Source organism: Streptomyces auratus (assembly GCF_050433025.1).
Taxonomy (GTDB): domain Bacteria; phylum Actinomycetota; class Actinomycetes; order Streptomycetales; family Streptomycetaceae; genus Streptomyces; species Streptomyces sioyaensis.
The window spans coordinates 2,796,558-2,811,435 of the sequence record NZ_JBNGCB010000001.1 but is presented as its reverse complement, the minus strand read 5'-3'; the positions used below and the strand labels follow the sequence as shown (position 1 = coordinate 2,811,435).

Below are 14,878 nucleotides of genomic sequence, written 5' to 3'. Positions count from 1 at the left end.
CGACCATAGGGGTTTCCCCTACGGGCAGGTTGGGGGTTCGTCAGGAACCCGTGACCTGCCCGAGCCGTTTACCGTGGAGGTAGAGGACGCGGGCACGGCCGGCGTCGCCGATACGTCTGGGGAGAGCCCATGGAAGCTGTCGCCGCCATCCTGGGGCTGCTCTTTGTGCTGTTCGTCGTGGCCGGGGTGTTCGTGGCGGTCAAGGCCGTGCAGGCGGCCAAGCGCGGCGTGGACCGTACGGTCGCCCAGGCCCGCCGAACCGTCGAGGACACCGGCCTCCGTGCCCGGCAACTCGCCCAGCCCGGCGTGGTCGGGGAGCTCGCCCAGCTGCGGCTCTCGCTGCGCACCTCCATGCGCGCCACCCAGGACGTACTGCACTCCGGCTCGGCGGACGATGCCTCGCTCAGCGAGGCGATCGGCCTCTTCGAGCGGCTGAGCGCCCATGGCCATGAGCTCGACGACGAACTCAAGCGGCTCGAACGTGAGCCCGACCGGACCACCATTGCCGCCCGCCTCCCGGAGCTCCGCGAGCGCACGGAGCGGATCACGCACTCCGCGGAATCGCTGCGCTGGGCCGCGCGGGACCGTGCACGCAAATTCGCCGACGACGACCTGGCGTCGCTCAGCGATCAGATCGATGTCGAATCCGGAGCGCTGCGGCACTGGACCCGGGCCGAGGAGACCGGCGCCGCGGACCCGCTGCGGGAACCCGTACGCGGACGCCCCGGGCCGGCAGGACGGCCGCAGGGAGCCGGGCGCGGGCCGTCGGCGGACGGACCCGCGGGGGCGGGCGCGGCCGGCAGCGGCGACTCCCGGCGCCCGACCCCCGAGGACCCGCAGGCTCTCACCACCCGGGACCCCCGCACCCAGCCGACCTACCCGTGGCAGAAGGCCCCCCGGACGGAGGGCACACCGACATGAGGCTTCCGACAGGCATGTGACAAGCGGTGGAGGGGGAGGGGGCGGGGGGCTCTTGGCAGAGCTTTGGGGAAACCTGGAAGATCTTGGGGAGGGGCCCGCACTGTGCGCCGTCCGGATCCCCGGATAACCTCCCATTCATGTCCCGCCATGTCGCGATCGTCACCGATTCCACGGCCTACTTGCCGCGGACGGCTCTCGAACGCCACCACATCACGGCCGTGCCGCTGACCGTCGTCCTGGGGGACCAGGCCCTGGAAGAGGGCACCGAGATCTCCGCGAGATCCGTCGCGGAGGCGCTCCAGAAGCGCCGGCCCGTGACGACGTCCCGGCCCAGCCCCACGATGTTCGCGGAGACCTACCGTACGGTCGCGGCCGCCGGCGCGGACGCCATCGTCTCGCTCCACCTCTCCTCCGAGTTCTCCGGCACCTATGACGCGGCGGTGCTCGCGGCCAAGGAGGCGCCGGTACCGGTCCACGTCGTGGACACCGGGATGGTCGCGATGGCCCTCGGCTTCTGCGCCCTCGCCGCCGCGGAGACGGCGGAGGCCGGCGGGGACGCGGACGACGCGGTGGCCGCCGCGCAGAAGCGCGCCGCCGGCACCTCCGCCTACTTCTACGTCGACACCCTCGACTATCTGCGCCGCGGCGGCCGGATCGGCGCGACCCAGGCACTGCTCGGCTCCGCACTCGCCGTCAAACCGCTCCTTCAACTGGCCGACGGGCGGATCGAACTGCTGGAAAAGGTCCGTACGGCCTCCAAGGCCATCGCCCGGCTGGAGGAGATCGCCGCGGAGCGGGCGGGCGAGGGCCAGGTCGATATCGCGGTGCACCATCTCGCCGCGGCGGAGCGCGCGGACGCGCTGGCCCAGCGGCTGCGGGAGCGGGTGCCCGGGCTCCATGAGCTGCATGTGAGCGAGGTCGGCGCGGTGATCGGCGCGCATACGGGACCGGGGCTGCTGGGGGCCGTGGTGTCGCCGCGCTGAGAGGGGCGGCGGAGTGCCCCGTGGGTGACGGAGTTATCCACAACTGGGGCGCTGTCCACCGGATGTGAGGCAGCTCGGCGAGATCCGCGCGGGCTGCTTAGCGTCGGTCGGTATGAACTCGTCTCATTCCATGTGGCCTGCGGATTCGTCGGCACGTTCGTCCTCGTCGTCCCCGTCGGCGTCGCTGGCCTCTTCGGTCTCTTCGGCTTCGTTCCCTGCGGCGGTTCTTCCGGAGGGCTCCGGTGCTTCGAGGGCATCAGGTGCGGCGGACCGGCGTGCGGGGGAACGCGAGCGGGTGCGGGCTCGGGCTGCGGCGATCTTCGGTGACGCGGGGGCGGGCTCCGGGGCCGGACCGCCGCCCCCGGCGCACGGCCCGCCGGATGCTCGCCGCCGTGAGCGGGTGTGGCTTGCCGTGCGCGAACGGCTCCCGCTCTGGGTGCAGTTACGGTGCGGCACCGACCCGAAGGCGCTCGCCGCCCTGGTCCTGGTGCTGGTGGTGGCCGTGGGATTCGCCGTGCAGCACTTCTGGACCGGACGCCCCGAGCCGGTCCGGGCCCCGGCGGCCGACCGGTCCGCGGGGGCATCCGGCCCCGCCCCGCGCTCGTCGTCGCTGCCGTCGTCGTCCTCGTCCGCCGCTGCGGTGGCGAATGGCCCGCCGGGAGAGGCGGGGCGGCAGTTGGTCGTCGATGTGACGGGCAAGGTCCGGCATCCCGGAATTCGCCGGATGCCGCCGGGGTCGCGGGTGATGGACGCGCTGCAGGCCGCGGGAGGCGTGCTGCGCGGGGCGAGCATCCGTGGGCTCAACCGGGCCCGTCGGCTGACCGACGGCGAGCAGATCGTGGTGGGCGCGCCTGGTGGCGGGGCCGGTGCCGGTGGCGGGTCCGGCCCCGCCGACGCGGGGGCCGGGGGCTCGAGCAGCGGGTTACCGAGTGCCGGAGGCGGTGCAGGCGGTGCAGGCGGAGGCGGTCCAGGCGGTCCGGTCAGTCTGGGCTCGGCGACCGAGCAGCAGCTCGATTCCCTCCCCGGAGTGGGGCCCGTACTGGCTCGCCACATCATCGAATTCCGCACGCAGCACGGCGGATTCACCTCGGTGGAACAGCTCCGTCAGGTGACCGGCATCGGTGATCGCCGGTTCGCCGATCTGCGCCCCCTGGTGGAGCCGTGACCGGTTCGCGCGCCACCGTGCATGCCCGGGCGGTATCGCGGCACGGCTCCTCGGACCCGCATCAGGAAGGCCCGGTCGATCTGCGGCTTGTCGCGCCCGCGCTGGCGGCCTGGGCGGCTGCGGCGATCAGCCTGGGCGTTCCCGGCGGGGGAGCGGCGGTGGCCGTCGGTGTGGCCGTGCTGCTCGGGGTGGGCGTGTGGTGGGTGGCCGTGGTGCGGTACGGGGCGGGGCGTGGCCCAGGGGCGGAGGAGGGGGACGGCATTACGCCGCGGGCCGACACGGGCGGGCGAGGAACGACGGCGCCCCGTGCCCGCTCGTGCGGCGTTCGATCTGCGGGGACGCTGGTCGCCCTGGCGGCGGTGCTGTTGTGCGCCGGGGCGGGGGCCGCCTCTGCGGCGTTGCACGCATCGGATGTGCGGCGCGGGCCGTTGCCGGCCCTGGCGGAGAAGTTTGCGCAGGTCACGGTCGAGCTGGAGGTGACCGACGATCCTCGGCTGACCCGTCCCAAGGTGCGGGGCTCCCAACGGACGCCCCCGGTACTGGTGTTCACGGCCGAGGCCGTGCGCGTCACGGCGCCGGACGGCAAGGTCACCGCGGTCCGCACGCCGGCCCTGGTGGTCGTACAGCAGCGTGGAGGGGGCTCGGACGCCACCCCAGGGCCGGCAGCGGCCCGCGTCGTACACGAGCCGGGCCCGGCACACCGCGAGGCAGCCCGCGAGGGCCTCTGGTCGGCATGGCGTGGGCTGCTGCCCTCGACCCGTATCCGGGTGGTGGCACGCGTCGCGCCGCCGCTGTCCCCGGCCGATCAGGTTGCGGCCGTGCTGCGGATCACCGCTGATGCTCCGCCGGTCAAGGTCGGTGCGCCGACTGTCCTGGGGAGGCTGGCGGGAAGCCTGCGGGCGGGCTTGCGCGAGGCCACCGATGGGCTGCGCCCCGATGCCCGTGCGCTGTTGCCCGGGCTCGTCGTGGGGGACACCTCGCGGGTGCCGCCGGATCTCGACGACGCCTTCCGCGCCACCGATCTGACGCATCTGCTCGCCGTTTCGGGCAGCAATCTGACGATTGTGCTCGCCCTGCTGATCGGGCCGCCCCACCTCGCGTCGCGCGTCGAGCGCCGCGGGCTGGCGCCGCGCCTGGGGCTGTCGTTGCGCGGCACGGCAGTTGTCGGAGGCGCGCTCGCCCTGGCCTTCGTCGTGGTGTGCCGTCCGGATCCGAGCGTGCTGCGGGCCGCCGCCTGCGGGCTGATCACACTGCTCGCGATCGGCACCGGCCGCCGCCGGTCACTCCTGCCCGCGCTCGCCGCCGCGGTTCTCCTGCTGGTGCTCTATGACCCGTGGCTCGCCCGCAGCTACGGCTTTCTGCTGTCCGTTCTGGCGACCGGCGCGCTGCTGCTGCTCGCACCGCGCTGGAGCACCGCACTGCAACGGCGCCGGGTGCCGCCCCGGATCGCCGAGGTGATCGCCGCCGCGGCCGCCGCCCAGGCGGTCTGCGCACCTGTTGTCGCCGTGCTGGCGGCCCGGGTGGGGCTGGTGGCCGTGCCCTGCAATCTGCTGGCCGAACTGGCCGTGGGCCCTGCGACGGTGCTGGGTTTCGCCGCGCTCGCTGCCGCCCCCGTCGCGTTGCCGGTCGCCCGGGCGCTGGCGTGGTGCGCGGGCTGGCCCGCCGGGTGGATCGCCGGGGTGGCCCGTACGGGCGCGGCCTTGCCGGGAGCCGAGTTCGAGTGGCCGGGTGGCTGGACCGGCGGGCTGATGCTGGCGGTCGTGCTGGTGGTCCTGGTACCGGTGGGCCGCCGATTGCTGCGCCGTCCCTGGCTGTGTGCGCTGTGTGCGTTGGCGGTGCTCCTGGGGGTCTGCCGCCCGGCTCCGTTCACCCGCGTCATCACCGGCTGGCCGCCGCCCGGCTGGCGGGCGGTGGTCTGTGATGTGGGGCAGGGCGACGGCCTCGTGTTGGCGGCCGGGGACGGAACGGCGCTGGTGGTGGACACCGGACCGGAGCCCCGTGCCATCGACCGCTGTCTCACCGACCTGGGTGTCCGCCGCATCCCGCTGCTCGTCCTGACGCACTTTCACGCAGACCATGTGGACGGGCTCCCGGGGGCGCTCCGCGGCCGCTCGGTCGGTGCGATCGAGACCACGACTCTGGAAGATCCGCCCGGCCAGGCGCAGTTCGTGCGCACCACGGCTGCTGCGGCCGGGGTCCCGATCGTCCGCGCCGCAGCGGGGGAGCGGCGCCACCTGGGGCCGCTCAGCTGGGAGGTCCTGTGGCCACCCGTTCCCCCTGACCTCCCCGGCCCCAGCAACCCGGGTGCCCCCGACAGCCAGGCGGCCGCCCTCGATGGCCGCAACGGTTCCGCAGTCCTCGACGGCCCGAACGACGCCAGCGTCACCCTGCTCGTCCATACGCGAGGGCTGACGATCCTGCTCCTCGGCGACCTCGAACCACCTGCACAACGAGCACTGTGGGCGGCTCATCCGGAGCTGGGCGCGGTCGATGTCCTGAAGGTGGCGCACCACGGCTCCGCCTATCAGGACCCGCTGTTGATACGCCGGTTGGCGCCCCGACTGGCACTGATCTCCTGCGGCGCCGGCAACCCGTACGGCCATCCGGCCGTCGGCACCCTCGCGGCGTTCCGCGCCCAGGGCGTACGGGTGCTGCGTACGGACACCGACGGAGCCCTCGCGATCCTGGGCACCACTGCCAGGCTGTCGGCGATGGTGAGCGGCCACCGGTCCCTGGGGCCGCAGGCCATCGGCGGGAGAAGCCGCGCGAGCCCAGCGGGAGACCCCGGGCGGGCCCGGCTCATGCCCGGAGACCCCGTGCGAGCCCGGTCGCCGCCCGGACACCCCGCGTGAGCTCGGCCAACGCCCGGAGACCCCGTGCCCGTCCGGCCGGTCGGCGACAGCCCAGGCCGCGTAGGCTCGGACAGTCAGGGAAGTCCGCCGCAACAGGACGGGCCCGCCGCTGGTTCGCTCCGGAGAGGACAGACACCTGATGGATGCCGCTGCTGCCGATGCCTACCTCGACCGGATGGGCGCCGCCCGCCCCGCATCCCCCGATGCCGACGCGCTGCGTGCACTGCACCTCCGTCATCTGCGCACCGTCCCCTTCGAGAACCTCTCCCTCCACCTCGGTGAGGAGATCGTGCTCGCGGAACAGCCGCTGCTGGACAAGATCGTCGGAGCCCGGCGGGGCGGCTTCTGTTACGAGCTCAACGGCGCTTTCGCCATGCTGCTGCGCGCACTCGGCTACGAGGTCGAGATGCTGTCCGCCCGCGTGTTCGGCCCCGACGGACCCGGGATCCCGTATGACCACCTCGTCCTGTGCGTCTCGACGCCGGACGGGCCGTGGCTCGCCGACGTCGGCTTCGGCAGGCACAGTCACTTCCCGCTCCGCTGGGAGAGCCGTGCCGAGCAGAGCGACCCGGGCGGGGTGTTCCGGATCGAGGAGACGGCGGAGGGGGATCTCGATGTGCTCAGGGACGGCTCCCCGCAGTACCGCATCGAGCAACGCCCGCGTGCCTTGGAGGACTTCGAGGTGGGCTGCTGGTGGAACCGGACCTCGCCCCGGTCGCACTTCACCCAGTCCCTGGTGTGCTCCCGGCTGACGGAGACCGGGCGGGTCACGCTCTCCGGTCGTACGCTCGTGATCACCGGGGCGGACGGCGTACGCGAGGAGCGTCAGGTGGGTGCGGGCGAGGTTCTCGCCGCCTACCGCGAGCATTTCGGGATGGTGCTGGAGCGAGAGCCCGTGGTCGGTGGGGTGCGGGCGTCCGGGCCTGGTACCGAAGCCTGAGGCTCGTGGTCAGGCGACCTCACGCGCTACCGGGCACCCGCCCGCCGCCCCCGCACCCGGCTCCGGATGTCACTCCGCCTCGCGCCAGCCCTCGTGCGCCGCCGCGAGGTCGTGCAGCTGCTCCGGGTCGTGGACGGCGTCCGGGTCTTCGACCACCACCAGCCACTGCGCGTCCTCGGCGTCGTCCTCACCGGCCAGGGCGTCCCGTACGAGCTGAGGCTCCTCGGCGAGACCGAACCGCTCCGTCAGGGCTTCGGCCACCTCCTCCGCTGCGTCGCGGTCGGGCAGTACCAGCACATGCCGTACGTGTCGTGGGTGTGGGGAAGCATCGTTCACCTGGCCATTGTCCGACAGGGGAGGGCGGTTCGAAGCGGCAGGGGGCGGGCGGTCCGGGGCCGGTTGTCAGTGGGGCGTGGGATGCTGGACCGCGATGGCCAGGAAGACAGCTCACGACGACCCGCTCGCCCCCGTCACGATCGCGGTGGGCCAGGAAGACCTGCTGCTCGACCGCGCGGTGCAGCAGGTGGTGGCGGCTGCCCGGGCGGCCGACGCGGACACCGATGTGCGTGACCTCACCCCCGATCAGCTGCAGCCCGGCACCCTCGCCGAGCTGACCAGCCCCTCCCTGTTCGCCGAGCGCAAGGTCGTGGTGGTGCGGGCCGCCCAGGATCTGTCCGCGGACACGATCAAGGACGTCAAGGCGTATCTCGGCTCGCCCGCCGAGGAGATCACGCTGGTGCTGCTGCATGCCGGCGCCGCCAAGGGGAAGGGCCTGCTGGATGCTGCCCGTAAGGCCGGCGCGCGTGAGATCGCCTGCCCCAAGATGACCAAGCCGGCCGACCGGCTGGCCTTCGTCCGGGGCGAGTTCCGTGCGGTCGGACGTTCGGCGACGCCCGAGGCCTGCCAGTCGCTGGTCGAGGCGATCGGCAGCGATCTCCGGGAGCTGGCGTCGGCCTGTTCGCAGCTGGTCGCCGATATCGAGGGCATGATCGACGAGGCCGTCGTCGCGCGCTATTACACGGGCCGGGCGGAGGCGTCGAGCTTCACCGTCGCGGACCGCGCCGTCGAGGGCCGGGCCGCCGAGGCGCTGGAGGCGTTGCGCTGGGCGATCTCCACCGGTGTCGCCCCCGTCATGATCACCAGCGCGCTCGCCCAGGGCGTCCGCGCCATCGGCAAGCTGGCCTCCGCCCCGCGTGGTGCTCGGCCCGGCGACCTCGCCCGCGAACTGGGCATGCCGCCCTGGAAGATCGACCGGGTGCGCCAGCAGATGCGCGGCTGGTCGGCGGACGGCGTGGCCACGGCGCTGCGCGCGGTGGCGGCGGCCGATGCGGGCGTCAAGGGCGGCGGGGACGATCCGGCGTACGCCCTGGAGAAGGCCGTTGTGGTGATCGCCCGGGCGGCCCGTTCGCGCTGAAGGAGCGGCGGCGCGTGGCGCGTTGCGGTCGGCGGTACGGCCACGCACCGTGGGCCGGGGCGGCACGGGCGCCATGGACGGCAGGGGGCGCGGCACGGCGGCACCCGACGAGCCGCGGGCCGCCGCTGGCCCGCCGGGTTCTCTTCTCGCGACTGCCTATCGCGACCCCTTACCGCGCCCCCTTCTCACGGCCGCTCATCGCGACCCCTTACCGCGCCCCCTTCTCACGGCCGCTCATCGCGACCCCTTACCGCGCCCCCTTCTCACGGCCGCTCATCGCGACCGCGTGCTCTGCAGCCGCTTGAGCGTCTCCGTTGCGCTGGTCTTCAGCATCGTCGCCACCTCGGTGGAGGTCGGCTGCCTGGCCGTGCTGCTGCTCGACGCATAGCTCGACCACGTCGACTGGTATGTCACCCAGCCGTCCCGGATAGCGAGGATCACATACGAGCTGTTGCTTGAGCTGCCGTCGTCGCTCCGGGTCACGAGGTAGGCCTCGTCACCGATGCCCGGCAGGTTCTCGACCGTGTAGCGGGTCGAGGTCTCCTGCTTCTCGTACGAGCGGTAGCTGTCGGCGAACTCCGGTGCCGGGTCGGTCTTCTTGTGCAGCGTGACGGTGTTGTACATCCAGGTCGAGGAGTAGTCGGCGCTGCCGCCGTTCGCCGGTTCCAGCGAGACGTTGCACGACATGGTGTCCATGGTGTTCAGCTGGGCGCCGCTGTGCTGCGGGTTGGCGTCCTTGGAGGACGTGCTCGTCTTGGTCTTGAAGTGGGCGTTCTCAAACGGGGTCAGCGAGGTGTCCGCACACAGATCGCCGGTGTAGCCGTACCCGGCCAGGTCGGGGCTGGGCTCGTCCGAGAAGCTGCCGGTGGCGAACAGCACGGAGGCCCAGATCGCGGAGGCGGCGACGGCGCCGCCGATCGCCCAGAGCCAGCCGGCCTTGGTGCGGCCCGCATCTGCAGGAGCGCCGGGCACGGGTGTGCCGGGTGGCCCCGGAGGAGGCGAGGGTATGCCGGCTGCCGGATAGCCGTATCCGCCGCCCGGCCCTTGTGGCGGGGGCTGCTGTGCGTACGGATTCTGTGGCGGGGGCACCGGATTCTGTGGCGCGGGCACCTGACCGTAGGGAAGGGGCTGTGGCTGGGAGTATGGATTGTTTTGTTCCCCCGATATGGACATGGCCGAAGATTAGCGGACATCGCCGAAAACAGAACCGGCTCTGCGAAGCAGATTTTTCCGACGGCCGCCGAGCCGGCGAGTACCGGCCGCGCCCCGCATGCAAGAGCGCATCCCGCGGAGCTCCCTTACCTCATGGCCATCACGCGCATCCCGCGCACAATTGCCCACGCAGGAAACCCCCGTATCGAATCCGCCGCGACAAATCCCGCACAGAATGCCCCGCACAGCAAAAGCCGCACGCAACAGATGCTCGCAAAACCAACCCCCGACTCAAACCCCGTAACGACGGCCATAACGCAAACCCCGTAAGGCAATCCCCGCAACCCAAACCCCACAACAACCCCCACAACCCAGATCCCACAACTTCAACCCCACGACAAAGGCCCCGCCTCATCCCTGGGGAAGGGGAGGCGGGGCCTTCGTCTCGAGCGAGAGTGGCTTCGTCGGCGGTGTACGCCGGGCGAGCCGGGTGCGCCGCACCCGCGTGGCGAACGCAGGCCGTGTGCGGCGCGGTGGTGCACCGGTCAGGGAGCGGAGAGAGGGGCCGCTGGGTCCCTGTCGGCAGGGTTACTGCTCTGGTATTGCGGTGGGACGAAGATCAGGCCTGGACAGGCCGAGGACCTTCTTCCGAGGGAGAAGGTCAGCCCTTGAGGGTCGCGACCTTCTTCGCCAGCGCCGACTTCTTGTTGGCGGCGGCGTTCTTGTGGATGACACCCTTGCTGACGGCCTTGTCGAGCTTCTTGGCCGCCTCGGCCTGGGCGGTGGCTGCCTTCTGCAGGTCACCGGCCTCCACGGCCTCGCGGGTGCGACGGATCGCGGTCTTCAGAGTGGACTTGACAGCCTTGTTGCGCTGACGAGCCTTCTCGTTGGTCTTGATCCGCTTCATCTGGGACTTGATGTTCGCCACGAAAGAGCCTTTTCAGGTTCGTTGGAGTTTCGAGTTGCGCCTCGTACGAGAGAGGGCACGAAGCGCAGTGGACCAGGCTACCAGCAGGGTCCACGGCCTCCCAAACCGGACCGGACCTGCCGTCCGGCCTGCCCCTCGCCAGGGCGGCCCCTCCGGACGCTGAAGCAGCCAGCCCCCTAACGGCCCCAGCCCGCAGAAGCCCCCGAGACGCCCTCCCGCACGTTCCCCGGAAGCCCTCGCCCCCTCCCCGCCCCGCCCAAACCGGACCGAGGCCGTCGCGCATGGGACCATGGGGGGAGACGTCATATACCCGAGTCCCGCCTACCCGCGTTCACTGAATGGACCCTGCGTGCCCGCGACCCCTACGAACGTGCCGGAGCCGAGCCGTACCGATCCGGCCCTCCTCCGTAACTTCTGCATCATCGCGCACATCGACCACGGCAAGTCGACGCTCGCCGACCGGATGCTCCAGCTCACCGGTGTCGTCGACCAGCGGCAGATGCGCGCGCAGTACCTCGACCGCATGGACATCGAGCGCGAGCGCGGCATCACGATCAAGTCCCAAGCGGTCCGGCTGCCCTGGGCCCCCTCCGAGGGGGAAGAGGGCAGTGGCACGACCCACATCCTCAACATGATCGACACCCCGGGCCACGTCGACTTCACGTATGAGGTGTCCCGCTCGCTCGCCGCGTGCGAGGGCTGCCTCCTCCTCGTCGACGCCGCTCAGGGCATCGAGGCCCAGACGCTCGCCAACCTCTACCTGGCGATGGAGCACGACCTCACGATCATCCCCGTCCTCAACAAGATCGACCTGCCGGCCGCGCAGCCCGAGAAGTTCGCCGCCGAGCTGGCCAATCTGGTCGGCTGCGACCCCGAGGACGTGCTGAGGGTCTCCGCGAAGACCGGCGTCGGCGTGGCCGAGCTGCTGGACAAGGTCGTCCGCGAGGTGCCGGCCCCGGTCGGCGTCAAGGACGCCCCCGCCCGCGCGATGATCTTCGACTCGGTCTACGACGCCTACCGCGGTGTCGTGACGTACGTGAAGGTCGTCGACGGCACGCTCGGCAAGCGCGAGCGCATCAAGATGATGTCGACCGGCGCCGCTCATGAGCTGCTGGAGATCGGCACGAACTCGCCGGAGATGAAGGCCGCCGACGGCCTGTCCGTCGGTGAGGTCGGCTATCTGATCACCGGTGTGAAGGACGTCCGGCAGTCCAAGGTGGGCGACACGATCACCCAGCTCGCCAAGGGGGCCGAGGAGGCGCTGGGCGGCTACAAGGACCCCAAGCCGATGGTGTTCTCGGGGCTGTATCCGCTGGACGGCTCGGACTACCCCGAGCTGCGCGACGCGCTGGACAAGCTGCTGCTCAACGACGCCGCGCTGGTCTACGAACCGGAGACCTCCGCGGCCCTCGGCTTCGGCTTCCGCGTCGGCTTCCTGGGCCTGCTGCATCTGGAGGTCATCCGCGAGCGCCTGGAGCGCGAGTTCGGCCTCGATCTGATCGCCACCGCCCCCAACGTGGTCTACCGCGTGGACATGGAGGACGGCGCCGAGCACGAGGTCACCAACCCGAGCGAGTTCCCGACGGGCAAGATCGACAAGGTGCACGAGCCGGTCGTCCGGGCCACGATCCTGGCGCCCAGCGAGTTCATCGGTGCGATCATGGAGCTGTGCCAGACCCGCCGCGGCAACCTCCTCGGCATGGACTACCTCTCCGAGGACCGGGTCGAGATCCGCTACACCCTCCCGCTCGCCGAGGTGGTCTTCGACTTCTTCGACCAGCTCAAGTCCAAGACCCGTGGCTATGCCTCGCTGGACTACGAGCCCACCGGCGAGCAGGTCGCCGACCTGGTGAAGGTCGACATCCTGCTGCACGGCGACAAGGTCGACGCGTTCTCCGCGATCTGCCACAAGGACAAGGCCTACGCCTACGGTGTCCGGCTGGTCGCCAAGCTGCGGGAGCTGATCCCGCGGCAGAGCTTCGAGGTGCCGATCCAGGCCGCCATCGGCAGCCGGGTCATCGCCCGTGAGACGGTCCGCGCCATCCGCAAGGACGTCCTCGCCAAGTGCTACGGCGGTGACATCTCCCGTAAGCGGAAGCTGCTGGAGAAGCAGAAGGAAGGCAAGAAGCGGATGAAGATGGTCGGCAGCGTGGAGGTCCCGCAGGAGGCCTTCATCGCGGTGCTGTCCTCGGACTCCGACGGCGACGCGAAGGCGAAGAAGTAGGAAGAAGCACGCAGTAGTGAGGCGTGGCGCCCGGCCGGGAGCGGCCGCGCGGCAGTGCGGCAGGGCGTCGGTCTCCTCGGAGGCCGGCGCCCTGCCGTCTTTCCGGACGCACGACGGAAGGGATCCAGGGAGGAATCCTGGAGGGAATGTGGAAGGAGTGTGGAGCCCGCTGTCGGGGCGGTGTGATCCGTTCTGCCAGGTAGGCGCGGTGTGGGGGCCGGGGTGGCGCACTATCGGGCATTGCGGGTGCTACGTACACCTATCGTGCCGGTCACATCGTGAACGAGTCGTCCACAGCCCCTTACGCGGCGGCGTCTCGCGCCTTACTCTGATCTCTGCTCAAGGTTACTCGCGAGTCACCAGCAACGAAGCGGGCCCCGGAGGACGCCGTGACGGACACCCACACGCTGATCGAAAACCGGCCGCCCTCGGTGGCACACCTCTTCCTGGAGCGGGTCGCGGCCACGCCCGATATCGAGGCCTATCGCTATCCGGTCCCGCCGGCCTCGGGACAGGGACCGGACGACTGGAAGGTGATCAGCTGGGCCCAGGCCGCTGACCGCGTCTACGCCGTCGCCGCCGGGCTCATCGCCCTGGGGGTGCGACCCGAGGAGCGGGTGGCGCTCGCCGCCAACACCCGCGTCGAATGGATCCTCGCCGACCTCGGCGTGCTGTGCTCCGGCGCCGCCACCACCACGGTCTACCCCAGCACCAACACCGAGGAGACCGCCTACATCCTGTCCGACTCCGGCAGCCGGGTGCTGATCGCGGAGGACGCCGGACAGCTGGCCAAGGCCCGCGAGCGGCGTGCGGAGCTGCCCGAGCTGGCGCATGTGGTCGTCATAGACGACACCGGCGTCCAGCCCGCGGCCGAGGACCCCGAGGGCTGGGTGCTCACCCTCGCCGAGCTGGAGAAGCGGGGCACCGCCCATCTGGAGAGCCACCCGGAGTGCGTCAAGGAGCGGGTCGCCGCGCTGCGCGCCGACCAGCTGGCGACGCTGATCTACACCTCCGGCACCACCGGCCGCCCCAAGGGTGTACGGCTGCCGCACGACTGCTGGTCGTACATGGCCCGCGCGATCCAGGCGACCGGGCTGGTCGCCGAGGACGATGTGCAGTACCTCTGGCTGCCGTTGGCGCACGTCTTCGGCAAGGTGCTGACCGCCGGGCAGATCGCCACCGGCCAGGTGATCGCCGTCGACGGCCGGGTCGACAAGATCATCGAGAATCTGCCGGTGGTCCGTCCCACGTACATGGCGGCCGTCCCGCGGATCTTCGAGAAGGTCTACAACGGTGTGGCGGCCAAGGCCCGGGCGGGCGGCGGCGCCAAGTACAAGATCTTCCAGTGGGCGGCCGAGGTGGCCCGCGAGTACGCCAAGGTCTCGCAGGACAACTTCCGCCGCACCGGCACCGCCTCCGTGCCCTTCACCCTCGGCGCCAAGCACAAGATCGCCGATGCGCTCGTCTACGCCAAGCTGCGGGAGGCGTTCGGCGGCCGGCTGCGCGCCGCGGTCTCCGGCTCGGCCGCGCTCTCCCCGGAGATCGGCTACTTCTTCTCCGGCGCCGGCATCCACATCCTGGAGGGCTACGGCCTGACGGAGTCCAGCGCCGCCAGCTTCGTCAACCCCGGCGAGGCCTACCGCACCGGCACGGTCGGCAAGCCGCTGCCCGGCACCGAGGTGCGGATCGCCGAGGACGGCGAGATCCTGCTGCGCGGCCCCGGCATCATGCAGGGCTACCACGGCCTGCCGGACAAGACCGCCGAAGTCCTGGAGGAGGACGGCTGGTTCCACACCGGAGACATCGGCGAGCTCTCCCCGGACGGCTATCTGCGGATCACCGACCGCAAGAAGGACCTGATCAAGACCTCGGGCGGGAAGTACATCGCGCCGGCCGAGGTGGAGGGTCAGTTCAAGGCGGTCTGTCCGTTCGTCTCCAATGTCCTGGTGCACGGCGCCAACCGGAATTTCTGCACCGCGCTGATCGCCCTGGACGAGCCGACGATCATGACCTGGGCCGCGGAACACGGTCTGGCGGGCAAGAGCTACGCCGAGGTCGTCGCCACCGACCAGGCCCGCGAGCTGGTCGACGGCTATGTCGAGCGGGTCAACGAAGGGCTCCAGCGCTGGCAGCAGATCCGCAAGTTCCGGCTGCTGCCGCGTGACCTGGACATCGAGCACGGTGAGGTGACCCCCAGCCTCAAGATCAAGCGGCCGGTGGTGGAGCGGGCGTTCAAGGACCTGCTCGACGAGATGTACGCCGGCTCGCGCGAATCGTAGCCGCGGTGCGGCGGGCCGGG

Annotated in this window: 11 protein-coding genes; 8 read left to right on the top strand and 3 right to left on the bottom strand. The window is 71.3% G+C overall.

Annotation, left to right across the window (positions count from 1 at the left end):
• The first annotated feature begins 129 nt into the window (after nt 1–129).
• The 5 genes from BKA18_RS12145 to BKA18_RS12125 all read left to right on the top strand — a co-directional run bounded on the left by BKA18_RS12145 (nt 130) and on the right by BKA18_RS12125 (nt 6,861).
• Nucleotides 130–921 (top strand): hypothetical protein, encoded by a 792-nt coding sequence (locus tag BKA18_RS12145; protein ID WP_366043160.1) that lies wholly within the window; start codon nt 130–132, stop codon nt 919–921.
• A gap of 137 nt (nt 922–1,058) precedes the next feature.
• Nucleotides 1,059–1,904: a DegV family protein gene (locus tag BKA18_RS12140; RefSeq protein ID WP_096213988.1), complete on the top strand. Its 846-nt coding sequence runs from the start codon at nt 1,059–1,061 to the stop codon at nt 1,902–1,904.
• A gap of 412 nt (nt 1,905–2,316) precedes the next feature.
• The gene (locus tag BKA18_RS12135) at nt 2,317–3,069 is read left to right on the top strand and encodes a ComEA family DNA-binding protein (RefSeq protein WP_366043158.1); all 753 of its coding nucleotides are present in this window, start codon (nt 2,317–2,319) and stop codon (nt 3,067–3,069) included.
• Complete coding sequence (locus BKA18_RS12130) at nt 3,066–5,921, top strand: ComEC/Rec2 family competence protein (protein ID WP_366043156.1); 2,856 nt, start codon at nt 3,066–3,068, stop codon at nt 5,919–5,921. Before BKA18_RS12135 ends, BKA18_RS12130 begins: the two co-directional genes overlap by 4 nt.
• A gap of 139 nt (nt 5,922–6,060) precedes the next feature.
• On the top strand, nt 6,061–6,861 hold the full coding sequence (locus BKA18_RS12125; protein WP_366043155.1) for an arylamine N-acetyltransferase family protein: 801 nt from the start codon (nt 6,061–6,063) through the stop codon (nt 6,859–6,861).
• A 69-nt stretch (nt 6,862–6,930) separates the two neighbouring features.
• On the opposite strand, the gene BKA18_RS12120 is transcribed toward BKA18_RS12125, so the two are convergent.
• The gene (locus BKA18_RS12120; RefSeq protein WP_366043154.1) at nt 6,931–7,197 is read right to left on the bottom strand and encodes a hypothetical protein; all 267 of its coding nucleotides are present in this window, start codon (nt 7,195–7,197) and stop codon (nt 6,931–6,933) included.
• A gap of 94 nt (nt 7,198–7,291) precedes the next feature.
• Here BKA18_RS12120 and holA point away from each other — a divergent pair, with 94 nt between their 5' ends.
• Nucleotides 7,292–8,275 carry a DNA polymerase III subunit delta gene (gene holA, locus BKA18_RS12115; protein ID WP_006605676.1) on the top strand — a complete coding sequence of 328 codons (984 nt, stop codon included), beginning with the start codon at nt 7,292–7,294 and terminating at the stop codon, nt 8,273–8,275.
• A 273-nt stretch (nt 8,276–8,548) separates the two neighbouring features.
• On the opposite strand, the gene BKA18_RS12110 is transcribed toward holA, so the two are convergent.
• Complete coding sequence (locus BKA18_RS12110) at nt 8,549–9,247, bottom strand: hypothetical protein (protein WP_366043153.1); 699 nt, start codon at nt 9,245–9,247, stop codon at nt 8,549–8,551.
• 841 nt (nt 9,248–10,088) lie between these two features.
• Nucleotides 10,089–10,355 carry a 30S ribosomal protein S20 gene (gene rpsT / locus BKA18_RS12105; RefSeq protein ID WP_006605677.1) on the bottom strand — a complete coding sequence of 89 codons (267 nt, stop codon included), beginning with the start codon at nt 10,353–10,355 and terminating at the stop codon, nt 10,089–10,091.
• A 349-nt stretch (nt 10,356–10,704) separates the two neighbouring features.
• Between rpsT and lepA the strand changes: the two genes are divergently transcribed.
• Entirely contained in the window at nt 10,705–12,579 is a 1,875-nt protein-coding gene (lepA, locus tag BKA18_RS12100) for a translation elongation factor 4 (RefSeq protein WP_366043151.1), read from the top strand.
• Between the two features lie 389 nt (nt 12,580–12,968).
• Complete coding sequence (locus tag BKA18_RS12095) at nt 12,969–14,858, top strand: AMP-dependent synthetase/ligase (RefSeq protein WP_366043149.1); 1,890 nt, start codon at nt 12,969–12,971, stop codon at nt 14,856–14,858.
• Nucleotides 14,859–14,878: the final 20 nt, after the last annotated feature.

Excerpts from the sequence above, each read along its gene's own strand:
- BKA18_RS12145 (WP_366043160.1), top strand. The coding sequence starts at position 130 with ATGGAAGCTGTCGCCGCCATCCTGGGGCTGCTCTTTGTGCTGTTCGTC.
- BKA18_RS12140 (WP_096213988.1), top strand. The coding sequence starts at position 1,059 with ATGTCCCGCCATGTCGCGATCGTCACCGATTCCACGGCCTACTTGCCG.
- BKA18_RS12125 (WP_366043155.1), top strand. The coding sequence starts at position 6,061 with ATGGATGCCGCTGCTGCCGATGCCTACCTCGACCGGATGGGCGCCGCC.
- holA (WP_006605676.1), top strand. The coding sequence starts at position 7,292 with ATGGCCAGGAAGACAGCTCACGACGACCCGCTCGCCCCCGTCACGATC.